The sequence below is a fragment of the Mycobacterium shunyiense genome, from assembly GCF_058270035.1.
The window spans coordinates 26,964-45,530 of sequence record NZ_JBZDPT010000001.1 but is presented as its reverse complement, the minus strand read 5'-3'; the positions used below and the strand labels follow the sequence as shown (position 1 = coordinate 45,530).

Below are 18,567 nucleotides of genomic sequence, written 5' to 3'. Positions count from 1 at the left end.
TTGATCAACTGGCCACGGGGTATTCGGGCCGCATGACCCGCGAAGACGTGCCCGACGAGGTGCCGGTTGCCGATGCACTCGAGCAGCAACGCGACCAGACCGATGTGGTGCCCGACGCCGAAGCCCCGGTATCCGATATGGACAGCCCGCCGCTGGAGGCGACAGAACCCGACTGGCAGGAACAACGTGAGGTGGTCGCCGACGACGCGGGCCGCGACGAGTTCGACCGCGAAGACGGCGAGACGCTGCCCAGCTGAGGGTAGGGCGTCATGGCCGGCGAAGGCGACCCCGAAGACAAACCGCGACGGATACGGGTGGCGCTGCTTGTCGTCTTGCTGCTGATCTCCCTGAGTCTGCTGCTGACCCGCTGTCCGGCCAACCGTGACGGCATGTCAGGGCAGCTCGCCCAGGCGATGGAAGAGTCGGTGGCCGCCGCCCGCAGCGGCGCGTACGCCCTCGACCTCAGGACACGTGACCGGTCCACACCGCAACTGGTGAGCGTCCAGATATCCGATGCGCGAGACGAGATCGTCAAGGCCTACAAGAGAATTGCCGACCTCAAAGCCGACGATCCGGTCGATCTCGACCGCCAGAAAATGCTCACCGAAGCCATGACGATGATGATCGGCCACCTCAACACCGCATCGGCGCGGGTCCGCGAGGTCACCTCCGATCCAGAGTTGCCGGTGCTGCGTACGCAGCTGCTGCAATCGGCCGATGCGCTGGAAGCCAGGTACCGCTGATGAAGAAGTTCTTCGCGGTAGCGCTGGGGATCCTGACCGCGATCGGCGGGTTCCTCGACATCGGCGACCTGGTGACCAATGCCGTGGTCGGTTCGCGGTTCGGTCTCGCGCTCGTATGGGTCGTGCTGGTGGGCGTCGTCGGCATCTGTTTGTTCGCCCAGATGGCGGGCCGGGTCGCAGCGGTCAGCGGGCGAGCCACGTTCGAGATCATCCGGGAACGCCTGGGCCCGCGCACCGCCGCGGCCAACCTGAGCGCATCGTTTCTGATCAACCTGATGACGCTGACCGCCGAGATCGGTGGTGTGGCACTGGCCCTGCAACTTGCCACCGACGTCGGGCGGATGCTGTGGATACCGGTGGCAGCCGTGGCCGTGTGGCTGGTGGTCTGGCGGGTCAAGTTCTCGGTCATGGAGAACACCGCGGGTCTGGCGGGGCTGTGTCTGATCGTGTTCGCCGTCGCCGTCTTTGCCCTGCAACCGCATTGGGGTGAGCTCGCCCATCAGGTCGCGCAACCGGTGATTCCCGAATCCGAATCGTCCGCGACGTACTGGTACTACGCCATCGCACTGTTCGGCGCCGCGATGACACCGTACGAGGTGTTTTTCTTCTCCTCCGGTGCCGTAGAAGAGCATTGGAAGACAAAGGATCTCGGGGTCTCACGCCTCAATGTCCTGGTCGGATTCCCGCTCGGCGGCATCCTTTCGGTAGCCATCGCCGCGTGCGCGACGCTGGTGCTGCTGCCGAACCAGATCGAGGTGACGTCGCTGTCTCAGGTGGTGATGCCCGTCGTCGAGGCCGGCGGCAAGCTGGCCCTGGCGTTCGCGATCATCGGCATCGTGGCGGCCACATTCGGTGCGGCCCTTGAGACCACACTGTCCAGTGGCTACACGCTGGCGCAGTTCTTGGGGTGGCCCTGGGGCAAGTTCCGCCGTCCGGCCGAGGCATCCCGCTTCCACGTCGTGATGTTCGTGAGCATCGTCGTCGGCGCTGCCGTCCTGTTCACCGGCGTCGACCCGGTCATGGTCACCGAGTACTCGGTGGTGTTCTCGGCTATCGCCCTCCCCCTGACCTACCTGCCCATCCTCATCGTGGCCAACGATCCGGAATACATGGGTGACAACACGAACGGAAGGTTGCTCAACATGTTCGGGTCCGTGTACCTGGTGATAATCGTGGCGGCCTCGCTGGCGGCCATTCCGCTGATGATCGTGACCGGGGCAGGCCAATGAGAATCGTCGACGCCCGCCTGCACCTGTTGGACCGGCAGATACTCGACGACGACGGCGCGCCGGTCGGGATCGTCGACGACCTCGAACTCGACGGCATCGAGGCCGATGTGGATATCGAACCAGGCAGCCCGCCACCACACGTCAGCGCGATCCTGTCTGGACAGGTGGTGATGACCCGGATCCTCGGCGGCGCGCCGCCGCGATCGATGTTGCACGAAATCCCTTGGGAACAGGTGGCTTCGGTCGGCGTGACCGTGCAACTGACAGCCTCCGAACTTCCGGCGGACGCGGACTGGGTAGAGCGTTGGCTGCGCGACCACATCGTCGCCCGTATCCCGGGAGGGCGCCATGCAGCTGAGTAACCTGCTCGGGCTCCGCGTGCTGGATGCCGGCCATCACCCCCTCGGCACCGTGATCGACGTCCGGCTCAAATTCGCGGACGAGGACGCGGAGCACTCCGGCCGCACCGAACTCGTCGGCCTGGTCGTCAGCCCCCGTACTCGCTCGTCATACCTGGGTTACGAGCGCACGGCCATCAACGCCCCGGCCCTCATCGCAACCATCGCCGCATGGCGCCACCGAGGCACTTTTCTGGCGGCATGGGAAGACGTGGCCCGGGTCGGGTCCAACCACGTCACGCTGCGTGTCGGCTACAGCCGACGCTCGCCGACCCTGCAGAGTCAGTAACCCCGTCGCCGTGGCGGTGCCACAGCAGTTCGGTCAGGGCGTACTCACTGAGAGCCTGCCGCTGCTCGCGCTCGATGACATCGGCGATCCGCTCGAAAACGGACGGTGCTGGTCTGGCCATGTTTCTCACCTTGACTCCAACAGGTTGCTGTATACCCGGGCATGTACCCGGACAAACCGCCAGGCCGGTTTACCAGAGGCCGTGGACGGGCATTCCTCAACCGCCATGACGACGTTCCTCACCGCTCCGCAACCGGGGCTTCCGCCCGCGAAGGGCCCCATCTCCGCCGCGCTGATCGACAGGCTCGGCGATCGCGCGCCACACAACCACCTGGAACCGGTCTGGATCCCGCTGCGCGATTCGGATCCGCTCGGGCTGGACGTGCAACTGTCGCTCTATCTCTGTTACGAACTGCACTACCGCGGATTCTCCGGTGTCGATCAGGACTGGGAGTGGAACGCCGGACTGTTGCACCTGCGCTCACAGTTCGAGCGGAGCTTTCTCGCGGCGGTCCGACGCGAGGTCGGCAGAATCGACCCCGACGACACTGCCGAGCGGGAGATGGCACGCCTGTCGGTCGAGCCCCGTGACGGAACCGGCCCGTCGTATCACCTTCGCGATGCGGGCACGTGGGAACAGATGCGAGAGTACTTCGTGCACCGGTCGGTGTACCACCTCAAAGAGGGTGATCCGCACGCCTGGCTGATCCCCCGCCTCAGCGGACAGGCGAAGGCCGCCTTCGTCGCCGTCGAATACGACGAATACGGAGCAGGCTCGTCGGACCGCATCCACCAGAACCTGTTCGCCGACCTGTTGAAAGAGGCCGAGCTGGACGACGCCTACCTCGGCTATCTCGACGCGGTGCCGGCCGAAAGCCTCGCGTTGGTCAATCTGATGTCCATGTTCGGTCTGCATCGACGACTACGTGGCGCCGCCGCGGGGCATTTCGCGGCCACCGAGATCACCTCCTCACCGGGATCACAGCGCCTGGTGACCGCGTTGGAGCGACTCGAGGCGCCCGAGGCGTGTGTCCGGTTCTACCGCGAGCACGTCGAAGCCGACGCGGTACACGAGCAGGTCGTCCGCCACGACGTGGTGGGCGATCTGGTCCGGCGCGAACCAGAACTCGACTGCGACGTGGTGTTCGGGATGCGGGCGTTCGCCGCCATGGAGGACAGGTTGGCCGATCACCTGATGGAATGCTGGCTGGCCGAACGTAGTTCGCTATGCCGGCCGCTTTCCTGAGTTTTGGCAGGATCGCTTGACCTTGCGGTGGCTGGTGTCACACAACGGATAGGTCTTGGACCGTCGACACGTACAGATGGCCACCATGAACCGATCGGAGTCGACGGTGCTCCCGTCGGGCAGCTCGATTCGAACCGGCCCCTCGACGAGGATCGGCCCACCCTGGACCACCCGCACGGCCCGTCGCTCGGTCATGGCTTGTCCGCCCGGATGACGACCAGTTCCTCTTCGGTCCTGTCATCGGTCAAGCGTCCGGTGTCTCGAAGCCAAGTAGCTTGTGAGTGCAGCACTGGCCCGAACGGAATTCGTTGGGTGACATAGACGTCCACGTTCAGCCCACCTGCCCGCAACAGCCTCACCGACTCCGCGACATCGGCAAACTCGGATTGGACGAGGTACAAAGATCCGCCTTCCGCCAGCATTTCGGCAGCCGCGCGGCACAGCGGGTCGAGTATCAGCCGACCGTCCGGACCGCCGTTCCATGAGGCCATCGGGCCGGTCGACACAATCACTCCGGCAGAGGTTTCCGGCGCCACCGGAACGTAGGGCGGGTTGCACACCACGATGTCGAACGGTTCGTGTTCCAGCGCCTGAGTCCACGAGCCGAGCCTGGCGTCGACATCGACCTGTGCAGCCAATGCGTTGGCCTGGGTACATCGCACCGCGCTCGGCGAAATATCCAGCGCAGTAACCTCACTGGCGCCCAGCTCGGCCGCGGCAACGGCAACCACCCCGCTCCCGGCGCAAAGGTCCACCACTCGGCGGCCGGCCACCTCATCGTTGCCGGTGAGGGCATCGATGAGCAGCCGTGAGTCCTGCTGCGGGCGATAAACGTTCTCGGCGCCAACAGCGATGCTTCCGGAGATCACCCCTATTCGGTACCCATCCGGGCGCCAGGCAAACTCGCTTGTCGCCAACGCCACGATTCGGCACTTCACGTTTAGTGCCTGCGCATCAGGGAATCCAAGATGTGCGTGGAGAAGCCGCGTAGTAAACACCAATCCACTCCTGAAGCGGAAAGGTAGAGCATGACCGAGAAGAACTCAGGACCTGAAGAAGGCATCAAGGGCGTCGTCGAGGACGTCAAGGGTAAGGCCAAGGAAGCTGTCGGCACCGTGACCGGCCGCGAAGATCTTGTGCGCGAGGGTAAAGCCCAGCAGGACAAGGCCGACGCCCAGCAAGACGCCGCCAAGAAGGAAGCCGAAGCCGAATCGGCTCGGGCAGGCGCGAAGGCCGCCGAAAAGCGTGAGCAGGCGAGCCAGCGTCCCTAGCCCGGCCTGATTGAAGAGATGGCCCAGCCAATGGTGGCTGGGCCATCTCGTTTATTCACGTCAGCTGTTCGGCGATTGCCTGATCACATCGGGATGCTCTGCGTACCAGCGTTCTTCGAGGCGCCGCACGCGCTGGTGAGCGATTAGCAGCCACAGACCGCCACCCAGCAGCCCCACGGCCGCCAGGATCGCGAGCACCACCGCAACCCCGGTGTTGCCGGTCGCGAACCCGACCAGGCAGGCGACGAACATCACCAGACCCACGCCGACCAGGATCAGCGCGGGCATGTTGCGGTTGTCTTTCATCGACTCGCCGGCATGGGGTCGGGTTGTCCTGGTGTGGTCGACGGGGTCGTCAGGACCTTTCATCATTTCTCCCTCTCACTCGTAACGCGGGTACTGGCCGACCTTGAGCAGTCCGGCCAGGTGCGCTGCGTTGCGCGCGGCCGCGGCGGTAGCGTCGGCGACCGGACCGGGCACCTCGTCGAGATCCAGGTAATCGGTGCCGTGCATGGCCTCGCCGTTCCAGTACGTACAGCCCTGGGCCGGAATGGTGTAGCCGATGTCGTTGAGCGCCTGGAAGAGGTCGGCCACGGTCTTGTGCGCGCCGTCCTCGTTGCCGACCACCGAAACCAGCGCCACCTTGCCCGCCAACACCGGCCTGCCCGCATCGTCGGTGTTGGACAACTCGGCGTCCAGCCGCTCCAGAACGCGCTGCGTGATGCTCGATGGATGCCCGAGCCATACCGGTGTCGACAGCAGCAGGATGTCGGCGTCGAGAATCTTCCTGCGGATCTCGGGCCACTGGTCGGCGCCACCCATATCCGCTTCGACGCCGGGCTCGATGATGAAGTCGGCGCACCGCACCGACTCGGTGTCGACTCCCAGCACACCGAGGTTCTCGCGGACCTGATCGGCGATCAGCTCGCTGCTGGACTCGGCCGGCCGACGCTTGAGACTGCAGACCAAAGCCAGCGCAGTCAGGTTCGGCGCGGTCATGAGTCCCTCTCCCAGTTCGCTTCGGATCAGCGCCGGGAGTCTTCCCAGGACGGGGTCGGGCTAAACCTCTGGGCGGATCCGCTGGTGGGCGGTGAGCAGCAATCGGTCGAACACCACGCGGCTCGGAAGGGTCTCGGAGTAGTCGAGCGCCAGGAAATCTCGTGCCAGCTGCTCGGCCAGCAGGCGCAGCTTGACATTGGTTTCCTGCGACCGCCATTTCAGCAGCTCGAACGCCGCATCTTCGTCGAGGCGGTAGATCAGCATCAACATGCCTTTGGCCTGCTCGATCGCACCACGGGCCTCGGCGATCTCCGCGACCACCTCGGTGACCGCCTGTTGCTGGGCCTGCGCGATCGAGGGTGAGACGTCGACGTAGAAACCGTGCGTGCCGATGACCGCACCGGTGTCGTCGAAGAGCTGATCGCCGACAACGACGACCTGGTGGACGTCGCCTGCCGTATCGATGATCCGGTGACGGGTGCTGAACGCACCCGAGGTGCGCCGCATCTCGAGCAGGGTGGCGGCCACCTGCCCGTAGTCCTCGGGGTGCTTGTGGGACAGCACCACCTCGGTCGTCGGGTTCGCGGTGCCCGGTTCATACCCGTGCATCCGCTCTACCTGGGGCGACCATTCCCAGCGTTCATCGGCGAAGTAGAACCGGAACCAACCGACCCGCTGCGCCTCGCCGCCGGCAAAGGCATGCTCAATCGGCGACTTGGGGTTCCCCTCGGCCGCGTCACTCGTCACGAGGTTGAGAATAACTCGCCCGGCACATTGCGCCTCACTTGATTGTCACAGGTGACGTCTACATTCGGCGCTGTGAGACGGCTTCGGATCAAGCTCTTCATCGCAGCCGGGGGCGCAGCGGCGATTGCGAGCTATCTTGCCGGGGTCGACGCGGCATGGAGCCTGGTCATCGGCCTCTTCGTGCCGCTGGTCTTGGGGGCCACGCCGCGGTTCGTGGCGGGGGCCTTCCGTGGTGCGCGCATACCCAGCGCCCGTGAACAGACCGCCACCCAGATGACCGGGCTGGAGTTCGAGGACCGCGTGGCCCAGGTGGCTCGCAGCGCTGGGTTGCCGGTCATCATGACCCCTCTCACCGGCGACTGGGGGGTGGATCTGATCGTCGGTCGCCGGCCCAACCGGATTGCTGTGCAGTGCAAATGCCTGTCGCGTCCGGTGGGGGCCGGAGCCGTTCAGGAGGTCGTCGCGGGCGCTCCGATGCAGGACTGTGCCAGGACCATGGTGGTCACCAACAACGAATTCACCCCGGCTGCACGCAAACTCGCCGAACTTCACGGGTGCGAGTTGGTGAGCGGGGCCGAGTTGCCCAGGCTCAAGTCGATCCTGCGCCGCGCGGCGGCGGCGGAGAGTGCGCCCTAGCCCGCCAGTGGCGATCTCAGCGCAGCCCGGACCGCTTCGAGGCACGCGTCGATCTCGGTACGCGTGACGGTAAGCGCCGGGCGGAACCGCACCGAGTCGGTACCGCTCGGCAGCATCATGACGTGGCTGCTCCACAACCGACGGACCAGCTCGTCGCGGGCGGCGGTCGAGGGCAGGCTGAACGCACACATCAGGCCACGTCCTCTGGGATCGAGTACGGTATCGGCGAAATCCACTGCCAACTCTCGCAGCTGGCCGAGAAGGTGGTCGCCGATCAGCGCGGCGTTGCGCAACAGTCTGTCGGACTCGATGACCTCCAGGATGCGGCGTGAACGCACCATGTCGACCAGGTTTCCGCCCCAGGTGGAGTTGATCCGCGAGCTGACGGTGAACACGTTGTCGACGACCTCGTCGACCCGCCGGCCCGCCATCATGCCGCACACTTGGGTTTTCTTCCCGAACGCGACGACATCCGGGGCGACCCCCAATTGCTGGTAGGCCCAGGCTGTTCCGGTGATACCACACCCGGTCTGCACCTCGTCGAAGACCAGTAGTGCGTCGAATTCGTCGCACAGCTCCCGCATCGCGGCGAAGAACTGCGGCCGCATGTGTCGGTCACCACCCTCACCCTGGATCGGCTCGGCGATGAAGCAGGCGATGTCGTACGGGTGGGCCTCGAAGGCCGCCCTCGCCTGCCGTAGCGAATCAGCTTCGGCCGCAGCAATATCCACCCCGGGCCGCAGGTACGGGGCGTCGATACGGGGCCAGTCGAACTTGGGGAAGCGAGCCACCTTGACCGGATCGGTGTTGGTCAGCGACATCGTGTATCCGCTGCGGCCATGAAAGGCTCCGCGCAGATGCAGCACCTTGGTACCGAGGGCCGGGTCGATCCCGCGGGCCTCGTTGTGCCGGCTCTTCCAGTCGAACGCCACCTTGAGGGCATTCTCGACCGCCAGCGCTCCGCCATCGACGAAGAACAGATGCGGGAGGTCCGCGTCCCCGAGGACCCGGCGGAAGGCGTCGACGAAGCGGGCCAGCGGCACGCTGTAGACGTCGGAATTGCTGGGCTTGTTCACCGCGGCCCGCGCCAACTCGGCCAGGAAGTGTCCGTCGTCGGCCAGCGCGGGATGGTTCATCCCGAGCGCCGACGAGGCAAAGAAGGTGAACATGTCCAAGAAGCGGTCGCCGGTACGCGCATCCACCAGGTAGGAGCCTTGGGAGCGGTCGAGGTCGAGGACGAAATCGAAGCCATCGGTCAGGATGCTGCGGGCCAGGACGGCTCGTACCCGGTCAGGCGTTACCTGCGGCGTAGGTGTCAACACTGCAGTCATGACACCATCTTAGCGGAATCTTTACGGCAAATATCGGCGTAGACAGTAATTGTTACGGAACGTAGTCCCGCCCGCTGTAAAATGTCTGCAAGATGATCGTGCTGCGCGTGCGGACGTTGGCAGCGGTCCTGATCCGCTGGAGCAGGTCCTCCAACGCCCGCGCCGAGGCCACCCGGACCAGCAGAATGTAGCTCTCGTCACCGGCGACCGAGTGGCACGATTCGATTTCGGGGATGTGCTGCAACCGGGCCGGTGCATCATCGGGTTGGGACGGATCGAGAGGGGTGATGGCGACGAACGCCGAGAGCATGTTGCCCAGCGCCTCGGGGTTCAGCCGCGCCGTGTATCCGGTCACCACGCCCCGCGACTCCAACCGGCGCACCCGCGCCTGCACCGCCGAGACCGACAATCCGGCCACTGCCGCCAGCTGCGCCAGTGTGGCCCTGCCGTCAGCCACCAGCGCGCGGACGAGCGTCCGGTCGGTGTCGTCCAGCGCGTGCTCGTCGGCTTCACCCATGGTCGGAACTGTAACGCCGCCACCAACCAGAAAGGCAGACGATGACCACCACCGAACGGACCCACCTCCCCACCGCGGAGGAACTGCGGAGGCGGGTACGGCAGGCCCTGAACTCCATTGGCGCCGGCATCGAACTCGGTGAGCCGACCGCACCGGGTCCTGGTCTGCACGCCAGCACCCCGATCAGCGGCGACGTATTGTTCACGCTGCCAGAGGACACTTCCGATGAGGTCGATGCCGCGATCACCGCTGCGGCACAGGCCTTCTCGACGTGGCGCACCACCCCGGCACCGGTGCGCGGCGCGTTGGTGGCACGTCTGGGCGAGTTGCTCGTCGAGCACAAGACAGATCTGGCGACACTGGTGACGGTGGAGGCGGGCAAGATCACCTCAGAGGCGCTCGGCGAGGTGCAGGAAATGATCGACGTCTGCCAGTTCGCAGTCGGACTGTCGCGCCAGTTGTACGGCCGCACCATCGCTTCCGAACGCCCTGGACACCGGCTGATGGAGACGTGGCACCCGCTGGGCGTCGTCGGGGTGATCACCGCGTTCAACTTTCCGGTTGCGGTGTGGGCGTGGAACACCGCGATCGCCCTGGTGTGCGGCGACACCGTGGTGTGGAAACCCTCTGAGCTGACGCCACTGACCGCGATCGCCTGTCAGGCGCTGATCGAACGCGCCGCGACCGATGCCGGTGCGCCGACCGAAGTGAGCCGGCTGATCCTCGGCGGGCGCGAGTTGGGTGAACGACTGGTCGACGATCCGAGGGTGGCGCTGCTGAGCGCGACCGGTTCGGTCCGGATGGGTCAGCAGGTGGGCCCACGCGTGGCCGCCCGGTTCGGCAAGGTGCTGCTCGAGTTGGGTGGCAACAATGCCGCGATCGTGGCGCCCTCCGCGGATCTGGATCTCGCCGTGCGCGCCATCGTGTTCTCGGCCGCGGGGACCGCGGGACAGCGCTGCACCACGCTGCGCCGATTGATCGTGCACTCGTCCGTCGCCGACGACCTGGTGTCCCGAATCGTCTCGGCCTACCAGAGCCTGCCCGTCGGTGATCCGAGCGTGGACGGCACCCTGGTCGGCCCGCTCATCCACACTCGCGCCTATCGCGACATGGTCGGGGCACTGGAGCAGGCCCGCGCCGATGGCGGCGAGGTGTTCGGCGGTGAGCGTCACGACCTGGGTGACGAAGGTGCGTTCTACGTGGCTCCCGCAGTGGTCCGGATGCCGGCGCAGTCCGCGGTGGTGCACACCGAGACGTTCGCGCCGATTCTCTACGTCCTGACCTACGACGATATCGACGACGCGATCGCCCTGAACAATGCGGTACCGCAAGGGCTTTCCTCGGCCATCTTCACCACCGATGTGCGTGAGGCCGAGCGGTTCATGGCCGCCGACGGATCCGACTGTGGTATCGCCAATGTCAACATCGGTACCTCGGGCGCCGAGATCGGTGGCGCGTTCGGAGGCGAGAAACACACCGGTGGTGGCCGCGAATCGGGCTCCGATGCTTGGAAGGCGTACATGCGTCGCGCCACCAACACGGTGAACTACTCCTCCGAGCTGCCGCTGGCGCAGGGCGTGCACTTCGGATAACCCGATCATCCGTCTTGTTGACACACGACGTCGACGTACACGGTGGTGAACTGCAGCGCGGTGGTGCGCGTTGCGGGCACCCCGTGCACATCGGTCACCCGGCATTGCGACAGTGGAACTCCCTTGTCCCCGTTGATCTGAACGGTGTACCCGGCCGCCGCCAGGTCCCGCACCACATCCGGTGCTCTGGTACCGCCGGTGGGTGCTGCTGAGGCCGGGGCGGCAGCGCCGAGGAGTCCCATTGCCACTGCCACAGCGCATATCGATCGGTTCATCTGGAGGCCCTCTCGCATCCGTAGGTTTCACCTATCGATACGCACGGTGGTTACATCCGGTTCAGGCCGGCCGCGCCGGCGGCCTCGGGGCCAGCACCTCGATGCTCCCGCCACGCTCCCGGACATCGAAGTGCGGCAACGGTTTCGGGGCGATCGGAAGTTGATGCTTGAGGACCTGGCCGGCCGGCGAGAACGATGTCACATGGCACGGGCAACGCAGGCTGTCCGCAGCCCCGTCGAACCACAGCTTGCACCCCTGATGGGTGCACGCCCCCGACACCGCGTCGACCGTGCCCCCCGCCCGACGGACGAATCCCGACACGGTGCCGAGGTCGAACGGCAGCACCGACCCCTCGGCAAGATCGGCGCTTCTCGCCACCGGCAGCCACTGGCCGTCGTTGGGCACCAGGTCACCGCCGCCGGCCTGCGCAGGTTCGGTGGGCTGCTCCCGGCCGGTGACCACATGATCGATCGATACGGCCGCGACGGCGGCGGTCGCCGCCGCGGCGGTGCCCACGATGACCTGTCGGCGGGTGGCCGACAGTCCGTGCCGCGCAGGCGCGGGTTCGTCCGAGTCTGCATGGGAAAGCTGTTGGGCGATACGGCTCTTGAGGTCATCGACGAACTCTGGGCGGGGTTCGTCCGCGTCGGGACGTGCTGCCCGCAGCTCGATCGCCGCGCGGATCTGTGCGGCGTCGAAGTCGTCGGCCGGGAAGGATTCGGGTCGTCGCCCGGCGAGTAGATCGTCGACGTATTTGCGTACCCCGCGCCTGGTCACCGTGACCCTCCCTCGTTGATCTGAGCGGCCAGTCGCAGTGCCCGGTGTTGCAGCACCTTGGCGTTGGCAACGCTGACCCCCATGTCATTCGCCGATTCCCGCACCGAACGGCCCTGTAGGAAACGCAGTTCGAGCACGCGACGGTACTGCGGTGGCAGTTGGGCCAGGACCTCGGCGACACGTTGCGGTGCGGTGTCGGTCCCGCTGTCCGGTTCGAACTCTGCCGCGGCCACGTCGTCCTCGATCACCGTGATCTCGCGTCCCATCGTCGCCCGCCAGTGCGCGGCCAGCACGGTGCGCGCGGTGGCCCGGAGATACGAGCGGACCTCGGCCACGCTTGCCGAGAGCCGCAGCGGCCGCAGCGCAGCCAAGAAGACCTCCGAGGTCAGATCCTCGGCGTCAGCGCGGCTGCCCAACCGCGCGTATAGCAATCGATACACCCACGTCACGTTGTCGTCGTACACGGCGTCCCAGCTCGGATAACACCCCTCCGGCACGATCCGCAGTTCGGTGCGCTCACATTCGGCCGGCATCGCGCATCCCACCCGCCTTTCGTCGCGGGGAGCCCCGCACAGAACTTCCGCACACCTAGGTAGGACGACGGGTTACACGCGCGCGAAGTTCACACCCGACCGGCAGCCGCCCGTGTAACCCGGCGCGCTATCTCCTGGTGACTGTTTCGCACCGCTCCCTGACACAAGGAGGTCCCGATGGTCCGACGACTCCCGGCACATGCGGCTGTCGCCGCCCTCGCGATCACGGCATCCGCCTGCACGAGTATGCCGTCCGCGGCGCCGCCGACGGTGGATTTCAGTGCCTCCGACGGCACATCGGTCGGCATGGCCCCGATGGACGGAATGGGTTCGATGGGCCCGCCCGCACCGTCGAGCACACCGCCGGCACCGATCTCCGGAACCGCGGTGAGCATCGACAACTTCACGTTCGCTCCCGCCACGCTGACGGTGCACCGTGGCGACACCGTGACGTGGACCAACCACGACGAGGAACCGCACACCGTCGCGGCCGGCGACGGCTCGTTCCGCTCCCCCGGCATGGACTCCAACGCCACCTTCAGCTTCACCTTCACCAATCCGGGCAGCTACGACTACATCTGCTCGATACATCCCTCCATGCACGGCACCGTGGTGGTGACCCCATGACCGATTCGCACACCATGAGCCGTCGCCAACTCATCCGCCACGGCGCCTGGTTCGGCGCCGCGGTCGGACTCGCGGTGGTCGGCGGTGAGGTGATCTCGCATGCCGCGGCCAAACCCTCCGGGGTGGTATCGGGGCCGACAGTGCGTTTCGCCCAGGTCTCCGACAGCCATATCGGGTTCAACGGATCCGCCAACACCGATGTGGCCGGGTCCTTCGGCCGGGCCGTCGATCAGATCAATTCGCTGGGCTACACCCCGGATTTCGTCATTCACACCGGTGATCTCACCCACCTGTCCACGCCTGCACAGTTCGATCAGGTCAAGCAGATGATGAGCGGCCTCAAGACCCCGCACGTGTTCACCGTGCCCGGCGAACACGATTCGGTCGACGACGCCGGCCAGAAGTACCGGTCGGTGTTCGGCGCGGGCACCCGCGGCGACGGGTGGCACAGCTTCGACATCGCCGGGGTACACGTCATCGGACTGGTCAACACGTTGAACCTGAAGAAGCTGGGCCACCTGGGTGTCGACCAACTGGACTTCATCGAAAAGGACGTCGCCCCGTTGTCTTCGGATACTCCGATCGTGGTGTTCAGCCACATTCCGTTGTTCGCGATGTACCCGGACTGGGGCTGGGGCACCGACGACGCCACTCAGGCGTTGAGCTACCTGCGCCGGTTCGCTTCGGTCACCTGCCTCAACGGACATGTGCACCAACTGTTCTCGAAGATCGAGGGCAACGTGACATTCTACAGCGGAACCACCACCGCCTATCCCCTACCGCATCCTGGCGACGGTCCGGCACCCAAACCGCTGACCCTCCCGGCCGGTCGCCTGCACGACGCACTCGGAATCCGGGAAGTCAGCTACACCAAGGGCACCACGGCACTGGCGCTCAAGGAGGACCGGCTGTAAACAGGAGGCATGCAGATTGAGAACTCGGTCGCGATCATCACCGGCGCCGGATCGGGAATCGGCCGTGCGCTGGCCGCATCGTTCGCCGCGGCGGGCGCCCGGGTGGTCGCCGCCGATCTCGATGCGGAGTCGGCCGAGCAGACTGCCGCCCAGATCCTGGCGGCCGGCGGACAGGCGCTCGGTGTTCGGGCCGACGCAGGCGCCACCGCCGATATCGAGGAGCTGACCGCCACCGAGTTCGGTCCGGCCGACATCTACGTCGCCAACGCCGGGATCCTCGGCGCGCCGGGCCTCGGCACCGACGAGAGCTGGGACGCCATTCTCGACGTCAACCTGCGCGCACATATCCGCGCCGCGCAGGTGCTTGTGCCGCAATGGTTGTCGCGCGGCGGCGGATACTTCGTATCCGTGGCCTCGGCGGCCGGTCTGCTGTCCCAGATCGGAGCCGCCGGGTATGCCGTGAGCAAGCACGCCGCGGTCGGCTTCGCCGAATGGCTGGCCATCACCTACGGCGATGACAACATCGGGGTCAGCTGTGTGTGCCCGCTGGGTGTGGACACCCCACTCCTCGACGCGGTACGCACTTCGGCCGATCCGGACGCCGCGGCCGGCGCCGCGTCGATCGTGCAGTCCGGCGAGGTCATCAGCGCTGAGCAGGTGGCCACCGCAACGGTCGAGGCCGTGCAGTCGGGCCGATTTCTCGTGCTGCCGCACCCGCAGGTGCTCGACATGTACCGGCACAAGGGTTCGGATTACGATCGGTGGCTCGCCGGGATGCGCCGCTACCAGCGCTCACTGCGCTCCGGCCGATGAGCGGCCTGCCGGCAACGATTGCGGCGGCACGTACACACCCAGCGATATGCGGTGCCACCAGACGTGTTCGTGCCGCAGCTCGGTCCACGTGCTGAACTCATACCGGTACAGCTTCGCCCGCACGTATCGCGGCGGATCGTCCGGGAAGGGATTGCACCGCAGCAGCTTCAGCGTGTCTCGATCGTTCTCCAGCAGCCGGGTCAGCAACATGCGCAGCCAGCCGTGGGCGTACGCCGGTGAGATGGCGGCGAACCACATCAGCCAGTCCAACCGAAGGTGATAGGGCGCGAACTGCCGCGGCCATCGACGGACATCGCCGGGCTTGCCCTTGAACTCGTACTCCTTCCACACGGTGTGCTCACCCAGGCTGGCGTTCGAGGTGCCCTCCAACACCACCTCGTCACGGGCGCGCCCGACAGTGCCGAACGCGCCGTAGGAATTCACCAGGTGATACCGGTTGTACGAGGCATTCATCCGCTGACGTTTCGAGATGAGGTTGCGGGCCGGCAGGTAGCTCATCACCGCCACCGCGACCGCGAAGCCGACCACCGTCACGATGAACCACACTGGGGTCGGGCCGAATTGATGTTCAGGAACCGGGAAAAGTGCGGCGGCACTGGAATCCGACACCGCACTGAAGGCCAGGACGATCGTGATCCAGTTGAGCCAGGCGAAGTTGCCCGACGCGACCAGCCACAGCTGGGTGATGATCACGACGAGCGCGGCCCCGCTGGCCACCGGTTGCGGGGCGAACAAGGCGAACGGCACGATGAGTTGGGCAAAGTGGTTGCCGGCCACCTCGATTCGGTGCAGCGGCTTGGGCAGGTGATGGAAGAACCAGCTCAGCGGCCCCGGCATGGGTTGCGTTTCGTGGTGGTAGTACAGGCAGGTGAGGTTGCGCCAGCACGGATCACCGCGGAGTTTGATCAACCCGGCACCGAACTCGACCCGGAACACCAACCACCGAGCCAACCACAGCACCAGCAGCGGCGGGCCGACGTCGTCGTTGCCCAGGAAGATCACCAGGAACCCGGCTTCCAGCAGCAGCGATTCCCACCCGAACGAGTACCACGTCTGGCCGACGTTCACGATCGACAGGTACAACGCCCACAGGAGCAGCCAGACCGGCATCGCGACCCACAGCGGCACCATGTCTCCGCAGCCGGCGAGCAGAGCGGCGGAGAGCAGCGCCCCCGTTGCGCACACGCCGGCGAAGAAGCGGTCACTGTAGTGAAACTGAAACAGGCTCGGGGCGCTACGGAATGAGTTGGCAGCCAGGAATCGCGGAATCGGCAGCAGGCCTCGAGAACCGAGGAGGCCGCGGAACTGCCGGGCCGCCACGATGAACGCGATCAGGTAGATCGCGGCGGTCCCCCGCTGCAATACCTGTCGGGCCAACCAGTATTCGTCTGCGATGAACCATTCCATGCGCGGACCTGACGACGTTGCGGGCCTGTCCACGAAAACGGTACCCCGAATCGGGACATTTCATGCGCGGTACGCCGACGCTAGCGGCGCCGCAGGCTCAACCGGAAGCCGGCCGGCATCATGGTCAGGCGCTCCTGCACCTGCAGCGTGTAGTCCGGATCAGCGATCAGCTCATAGCGACGGATCAGTACGGCCAACATCAACACGGCTTCGTGGAGCGCGAACTGTCTACCTATGCAAGATCTTTCACCGGTTCCGAACGGCTTGTACAGGCCACCGGGACGCGTCCGCATCTGCTCCGGGGTGAACCGGTCGGGGTCGAATGCCTCCGGGTCGTGCCCCCAGCGCGGATCCCGGTGCAGGGTCGAGGTCAGGGCCAGCGCCCAGTCGCCCTTGCACATCGGGTGAATTCCGGCCAGCACGGTGTCCTCGCGGGCCGCGCGATAGTAGGCCGGAACCGTGGGCTGCAACCGCAATGACTCATCGAGAACCCGCCGGACATACCGCAGTTTGGCGATCTTCTCGAACTCGGGCCGCTGCTCGTCGCCCCACACCTCCTCGACCTCGGCGCGGGCCCGGGCCAACACCTCCGGGTGCCGCGACAAGAAGTACAGCGCGAATGACAAGGCACCAGAGGTGGTTTCATGCCCCGCGATCAGAAAGTTGATCAGCTGGTAGCGGATGTTGGCGGCGTCGAGATCGGACTCCAGCATGATCTGCAGCAGGTCGTCGTGGCTGCCCGAGCGCTGGGCCCGCCGGGTGGCGACGATGTCGTCGGCCAGTGCGTGCAGATAGCGCGCGTCGCGGCGGAGCCGGCGCTCGTAGCCCCGATAGACGAAGGAGGGCAGGAAGGTCTCGCGCAGTACCCCGAGCCGGTCTGCGCCGAGCAGCGCCGAGACCATGTGTGCGACGAACGGGTGGACGGTGTCGCTCTGGAAACACCGAAACGAATAGCCGGCGGTGCACCGCCCGATGGTCTCCAGGGTGACCCGGGTGGTGTCGGCCGAGACGTCGACGGTTTCGCCGGTACCGGCCTGCTGATCCCAATGGTCGGTGAGCTCGTCTGCGACGTCGAACATCACCGCGTGGTAGCGACGCATCGCGGCCTGGCTGAAGGCCGGCATCAGCAGCTGATGGGCGTTGAGCCAGTTCGGCTCGTCGTTGTAGGCGGTGAACAGTCCATCGCCGGCCACGATCCGCAGGGCCTCGATATCAGGGCCCACATGCTTGCAGAACCGGGTTTCGTCGTTGAGATCGTTGACCGCGTCGGCACCGGCGGCCACCACGTAACGGGCACCCAGGAACCGGAACTCGCAGATCGGCCCCAGCTCGGCCATGCCCATGGCGTTCTGCATCGAGGAATCCGGCTGCAGCCCGAAGATGTCACCCAGCAGGGGCACCCGCCGCGGCGGGTGGGGCAGTTTCGGATACTTGGCGCCTTCAGGTGAGGTCCGCGCGCCCACGACGGTCATGACACCAAGATTCCGCCTTGTTATACATGTATCAAGTAAGGGCTTGGCGTTAGGCTGCAGTCGTGGGTGCCGAGTCGAGACGCCGGCTGTCCCCCGCCGACAGACGCAACGAGCTGTTGGCGCTGGGAGCCGAGGTGTTCGGCCAGCGGCCGTACGACGAGGTCCGCATCGACGAGATCGCCGAGCGCGCCGGAGTCTCTCGCGCCCTGATGTACCACTACTTCCCCGACAAGCGGGCCTTCTTCGCCGCCGTCGTCCGGGCCGAGGGCGAGCGGTTGTTCGAGGCCACCAGCACGCCTCCCGAGCCTGGTCAGAGCCTGTTCGGCCAGCTGCGCGCCGGAGTTCTGGCCTATCTGCGCTACGACGAGGAGCATCCGCACGGCGCGTGGGCGGCGTACATGGGCCTCGGTCGCACCGACCCGGTGTTGCGCGGCGTCGACGATATCGACAACGACCGCCAGGCCGACCGGATCATGGGCCGGATCAGAGACGCGGCGTCCGAGCCTCTGGACGCCAAGGTCGAACGCGATCTGCGGGCCACCGTGTACGGCTGGCTGGCCTTGACCTTCGAGATGTGCCGGCAACGGCTGAAGGACCCCTCGATCGACGCGGGATTCGTCGCCGACAGCTGCGCGCATGCCCTGCTCGACGCCCTCGGCCGGGTCCCGGGCCTGCCCGCCGAACTGGTGTGTGCGGCCGCTCCCGAACACCGCTGAAACCCACTTGTCG

Annotated in this window: 25 protein-coding genes; 13 read left to right on the top strand and 12 right to left on the bottom strand. The window is 66.1% G+C overall.

Features of this window, described 5'->3' with window-relative positions:
• Positions 1-32 precede the first annotated feature (32 nt).
• From AC4ELS_RS00230 to AC4ELS_RS00205, 6 genes are all read left to right on the top strand, one after another.
• Entirely contained in the window at positions 33-257 is a 225-nt protein-coding gene (locus tag AC4ELS_RS00230) for a hypothetical protein (protein ID WP_498885184.1), read from the top strand.
• A gap of 12 nt (positions 258-269) precedes the next feature.
• A complete protein-coding gene (locus AC4ELS_RS00225) occupies positions 270-743 on the top strand; it encodes a hypothetical protein (RefSeq protein ID WP_499045152.1) in 474 nt (157 codons plus the stop codon).
• Entirely contained in the window at positions 743-1,972 is a 1,230-nt protein-coding gene (locus tag AC4ELS_RS00220) for an Nramp family divalent metal transporter (protein WP_448442471.1), read from the top strand. Before AC4ELS_RS00225 ends, AC4ELS_RS00220 begins: the two co-directional genes overlap by 1 nt.
• Positions 1,969-2,334 (top strand): PRC-barrel domain-containing protein, encoded by a 366-nt coding sequence (locus AC4ELS_RS00215; RefSeq protein ID WP_499045149.1) that lies wholly within the window; start codon positions 1,969-1,971, stop codon positions 2,332-2,334. Before AC4ELS_RS00220 ends, AC4ELS_RS00215 begins: the two co-directional genes overlap by 4 nt.
• The gene (locus AC4ELS_RS00210) at positions 2,321-2,659 is read left to right on the top strand and encodes a hypothetical protein (RefSeq protein ID WP_498885189.1); all 339 of its coding nucleotides are present in this window, start codon (positions 2,321-2,323) and stop codon (positions 2,657-2,659) included. Before AC4ELS_RS00215 ends, AC4ELS_RS00210 begins: the two co-directional genes overlap by 14 nt.
• A 226-nt stretch (positions 2,660-2,885) precedes the next feature.
• A complete protein-coding gene (locus AC4ELS_RS00205) occupies positions 2,886-3,905 on the top strand; it encodes an iron-containing redox enzyme family protein (protein WP_448442466.1) in 1,020 nt (339 codons plus the stop codon).
• Here the strand turns inward: AC4ELS_RS00205 and AC4ELS_RS00200 are convergent.
• Positions 3,885-4,100 carry a CDGSH iron-sulfur domain-containing protein gene (locus tag AC4ELS_RS00200; protein ID WP_064886647.1) on the bottom strand — a complete coding sequence of 72 codons (216 nt, stop codon included), beginning with the start codon at positions 4,098-4,100 and terminating at the stop codon, positions 3,885-3,887. The two genes, AC4ELS_RS00205 and AC4ELS_RS00200, sit on opposite strands and share 21 nt — an antisense overlap.
• Positions 4,097-4,774: a HemK2/MTQ2 family protein methyltransferase gene (locus AC4ELS_RS00195; RefSeq protein WP_463805750.1), complete on the bottom strand. Its 678-nt coding sequence runs from the start codon at positions 4,772-4,774 to the stop codon at positions 4,097-4,099. The genes AC4ELS_RS00200 and AC4ELS_RS00195 overlap by 4 nt, the downstream gene beginning before the upstream one ends.
• A gap of 159 nt (positions 4,775-4,933) precedes the next feature.
• Between AC4ELS_RS00195 and mbp1 the strand changes: the two genes are divergently transcribed.
• Positions 4,934-5,176 (top strand): microaggregate-binding protein 1, encoded by a 243-nt coding sequence (gene mbp1, locus AC4ELS_RS00190; RefSeq protein ID WP_029107199.1) that lies wholly within the window; start codon positions 4,934-4,936, stop codon positions 5,174-5,176.
• 60 nt (positions 5,177-5,236) lie between these two features.
• Here the strand turns inward: mbp1 and usfY are convergent, their stop codons facing one another.
• Genes usfY through AC4ELS_RS00175 form a run of 3 tightly spaced genes read right to left on the bottom strand, consistent with a single transcriptional unit; the run spans position 5,237 to position 6,922 of the window.
• Positions 5,237-5,545, bottom strand: coding sequence for a protein UsfY (gene usfY, locus AC4ELS_RS00185; RefSeq protein ID WP_448442461.1), 309 nt, complete (start codon positions 5,543-5,545; stop codon positions 5,237-5,239).
• A gap of 12 nt (positions 5,546-5,557) precedes the next feature.
• On the bottom strand, positions 5,558-6,175 hold the full coding sequence (locus AC4ELS_RS00180; protein WP_448442459.1) for a flavodoxin family protein: 618 nt from the start codon (positions 6,173-6,175) through the stop codon (positions 5,558-5,560).
• A 60-nt stretch (positions 6,176-6,235) separates the two neighbouring features.
• A complete protein-coding gene (locus tag AC4ELS_RS00175) occupies positions 6,236-6,922 on the bottom strand; it encodes a PAS and ANTAR domain-containing protein (protein ID WP_498885194.1) in 687 nt (228 codons plus the stop codon).
• Positions 6,923-6,994: 72 nt separating this feature from the next.
• Here AC4ELS_RS00175 and AC4ELS_RS00170 point away from each other — a divergent pair, with 72 nt between their 5' ends.
• Complete coding sequence (locus AC4ELS_RS00170) at positions 6,995-7,558, top strand: restriction endonuclease (RefSeq protein WP_498885196.1); 564 nt, start codon at positions 6,995-6,997, stop codon at positions 7,556-7,558.
• On the opposite strand, the gene lat is transcribed toward AC4ELS_RS00170, so the two are convergent.
• Positions 7,555-8,889 carry an L-lysine 6-transaminase gene (gene lat, locus AC4ELS_RS00165; RefSeq protein WP_498885198.1) on the bottom strand — a complete coding sequence of 445 codons (1,335 nt, stop codon included), beginning with the start codon at positions 8,887-8,889 and terminating at the stop codon, positions 7,555-7,557. The genes AC4ELS_RS00170 and lat overlap by 4 nt on opposite strands.
• Before the next feature lie 52 nt (positions 8,890-8,941).
• Positions 8,942-9,406 (bottom strand): Lrp/AsnC family transcriptional regulator, encoded by a 465-nt coding sequence (locus AC4ELS_RS00160; protein ID WP_064886653.1) that lies wholly within the window; start codon positions 9,404-9,406, stop codon positions 8,942-8,944.
• Positions 9,407-9,447: 41 nt separating this feature from the next.
• Here AC4ELS_RS00160 and amaB point away from each other — a divergent pair, with 41 nt between their 5' ends.
• Complete coding sequence (amaB, locus tag AC4ELS_RS00155; protein WP_498885200.1) at positions 9,448-10,998, top strand: L-piperidine-6-carboxylate dehydrogenase; 1,551 nt, start codon at positions 9,448-9,450, stop codon at positions 10,996-10,998.
• A 5-nt stretch (positions 10,999-11,003) separates the two neighbouring features.
• On the opposite strand, the gene AC4ELS_RS00150 is transcribed toward amaB, so the two are convergent.
• The 3 genes from AC4ELS_RS00150 to AC4ELS_RS00140 all read right to left on the bottom strand — a co-directional run bounded on the left by AC4ELS_RS00150 (position 11,004) and on the right by AC4ELS_RS00140 (position 12,584).
• A complete protein-coding gene (locus AC4ELS_RS00150) occupies positions 11,004-11,240 on the bottom strand; it encodes a hypothetical protein (protein ID WP_498886169.1) in 237 nt (78 codons plus the stop codon).
• 94 nt (positions 11,241-11,334) lie between these two features.
• Positions 11,335-12,051 carry a Rieske (2Fe-2S) protein gene (locus tag AC4ELS_RS00145; RefSeq protein ID WP_498885202.1) on the bottom strand — a complete coding sequence of 239 codons (717 nt, stop codon included), beginning with the start codon at positions 12,049-12,051 and terminating at the stop codon, positions 11,335-11,337.
• Positions 12,048-12,584 (bottom strand): RNA polymerase sigma factor, encoded by a 537-nt coding sequence (locus AC4ELS_RS00140; protein ID WP_498885204.1) that lies wholly within the window; start codon positions 12,582-12,584, stop codon positions 12,048-12,050. Before AC4ELS_RS00140 ends, AC4ELS_RS00145 begins: the two co-directional genes overlap by 4 nt.
• Before the next feature lie 315 nt (positions 12,585-12,899).
• Between AC4ELS_RS00140 and AC4ELS_RS00135 the strand changes: the two genes are divergently transcribed.
• Genes AC4ELS_RS00135 through AC4ELS_RS00125 form a run of 3 tightly spaced genes read left to right on the top strand, consistent with a single transcriptional unit; the run spans position 12,900 to position 14,938 of the window.
• Entirely contained in the window at positions 12,900-13,211 is a 312-nt protein-coding gene (locus tag AC4ELS_RS00135) for a cupredoxin domain-containing protein (protein WP_463805914.1), read from the top strand.
• Complete coding sequence (locus tag AC4ELS_RS00130; RefSeq protein ID WP_498885206.1) at positions 13,208-14,125, top strand: metallophosphoesterase family protein; 918 nt, start codon at positions 13,208-13,210, stop codon at positions 14,123-14,125. The genes AC4ELS_RS00135 and AC4ELS_RS00130 overlap by 4 nt, the downstream gene beginning before the upstream one ends.
• Before the next feature lie 9 nt (positions 14,126-14,134).
• Positions 14,135-14,938, top strand: a complete 804-nt coding sequence (locus AC4ELS_RS00125; RefSeq protein WP_498885208.1) for an SDR family NAD(P)-dependent oxidoreductase — start codon at positions 14,135-14,137, stop codon at positions 14,936-14,938.
• Here AC4ELS_RS00125 and AC4ELS_RS00120 read toward each other — a convergent pair.
• Both AC4ELS_RS00120 and AC4ELS_RS00115 read right to left on the bottom strand, forming a co-directional pair.
• On the bottom strand, positions 14,918-16,366 hold the full coding sequence (locus AC4ELS_RS00120; protein ID WP_498885210.1) for a lipase maturation factor family protein: 1,449 nt from the start codon (positions 16,364-16,366) through the stop codon (positions 14,918-14,920). The two genes, AC4ELS_RS00125 and AC4ELS_RS00120, sit on opposite strands and share 21 nt — an antisense overlap.
• An 80-nt stretch (positions 16,367-16,446) precedes the next feature.
• Complete coding sequence (locus AC4ELS_RS00115) at positions 16,447-17,838, bottom strand: cytochrome P450 (RefSeq protein WP_498885212.1); 1,392 nt, start codon at positions 17,836-17,838, stop codon at positions 16,447-16,449.
• A 62-nt stretch (positions 17,839-17,900) separates the two neighbouring features.
• On the opposite strand from AC4ELS_RS00115, the gene AC4ELS_RS00110 reads away from it, so the two are divergent.
• Positions 17,901-18,554: a TetR/AcrR family transcriptional regulator gene (locus AC4ELS_RS00110; RefSeq protein ID WP_064959603.1), complete on the top strand. Its 654-nt coding sequence runs from the start codon at positions 17,901-17,903 to the stop codon at positions 18,552-18,554.
• Positions 18,555-18,567: the final 13 nt, after the last annotated feature.

Bases quoted from the DNA above. Each gene is read 5' to 3' on its own strand.
- AC4ELS_RS00230 (WP_498885184.1), top strand. From the start codon at position 33: ATGACCCGCGAAGACGTGCCCGACGAGGTGCCGGTTGCCGATGCACTC.
- AC4ELS_RS00225 (WP_499045152.1), top strand. From the start codon at position 270: ATGGCCGGCGAAGGCGACCCCGAAGACAAACCGCGACGGATACGGGTG.
- AC4ELS_RS00220 (WP_448442471.1), top strand. From the start codon at position 743: ATGAAGAAGTTCTTCGCGGTAGCGCTGGGGATCCTGACCGCGATCGGC.
- AC4ELS_RS00215 (WP_499045149.1), top strand. From the start codon at position 1,969: ATGAGAATCGTCGACGCCCGCCTGCACCTGTTGGACCGGCAGATACTC.
- AC4ELS_RS00210 (WP_498885189.1), top strand. From the start codon at position 2,321: ATGCAGCTGAGTAACCTGCTCGGGCTCCGCGTGCTGGATGCCGGCCAT.
- AC4ELS_RS00205 (WP_448442466.1), top strand. From the start codon at position 2,886: ATGACGACGTTCCTCACCGCTCCGCAACCGGGGCTTCCGCCCGCGAAG.
- AC4ELS_RS00200 (WP_064886647.1), bottom strand. From the start codon at position 4,100: ATGACCGAGCGACGGGCCGTGCGGGTGGTCCAGGGTGGGCCGATCCTC.
- mbp1 (WP_029107199.1), top strand. From the start codon at position 4,934: ATGACCGAGAAGAACTCAGGACCTGAAGAAGGCATCAAGGGCGTCGTC.
- usfY (WP_448442461.1), bottom strand. From the start codon at position 5,545: ATGAAAGGTCCTGACGACCCCGTCGACCACACCAGGACAACCCGACCC.
- AC4ELS_RS00180 (WP_448442459.1), bottom strand. From the start codon at position 6,175: ATGACCGCGCCGAACCTGACTGCGCTGGCTTTGGTCTGCAGTCTCAAG.
- lat (WP_498885198.1), bottom strand. From the start codon at position 8,889: ATGACTGCAGTGTTGACACCTACGCCGCAGGTAACGCCTGACCGGGTA.
- AC4ELS_RS00160 (WP_064886653.1), bottom strand. From the start codon at position 9,406: ATGGGTGAAGCCGACGAGCACGCGCTGGACGACACCGACCGGACGCTC.
- amaB (WP_498885200.1), top strand. From the start codon at position 9,448: ATGACCACCACCGAACGGACCCACCTCCCCACCGCGGAGGAACTGCGG.
- AC4ELS_RS00150 (WP_498886169.1), bottom strand. From the start codon at position 11,240: ATGGGACTCCTCGGCGCTGCCGCCCCGGCCTCAGCAGCACCCACCGGC.
- AC4ELS_RS00140 (WP_498885204.1), bottom strand. From the start codon at position 12,584: ATGCCGGCCGAATGTGAGCGCACCGAACTGCGGATCGTGCCGGAGGGG.
- AC4ELS_RS00135 (WP_463805914.1), top strand. From the start codon at position 12,900: ATGGACGGAATGGGTTCGATGGGCCCGCCCGCACCGTCGAGCACACCG.
- AC4ELS_RS00130 (WP_498885206.1), top strand. From the start codon at position 13,208: ATGACCGATTCGCACACCATGAGCCGTCGCCAACTCATCCGCCACGGC.
- AC4ELS_RS00125 (WP_498885208.1), top strand. From the start codon at position 14,135: ATGCAGATTGAGAACTCGGTCGCGATCATCACCGGCGCCGGATCGGGA.
- AC4ELS_RS00120 (WP_498885210.1), bottom strand. From the start codon at position 16,366: ATGGAATGGTTCATCGCAGACGAATACTGGTTGGCCCGACAGGTATTG.
- AC4ELS_RS00115 (WP_498885212.1), bottom strand. From the start codon at position 17,838: ATGACCGTCGTGGGCGCGCGGACCTCACCTGAAGGCGCCAAGTATCCG.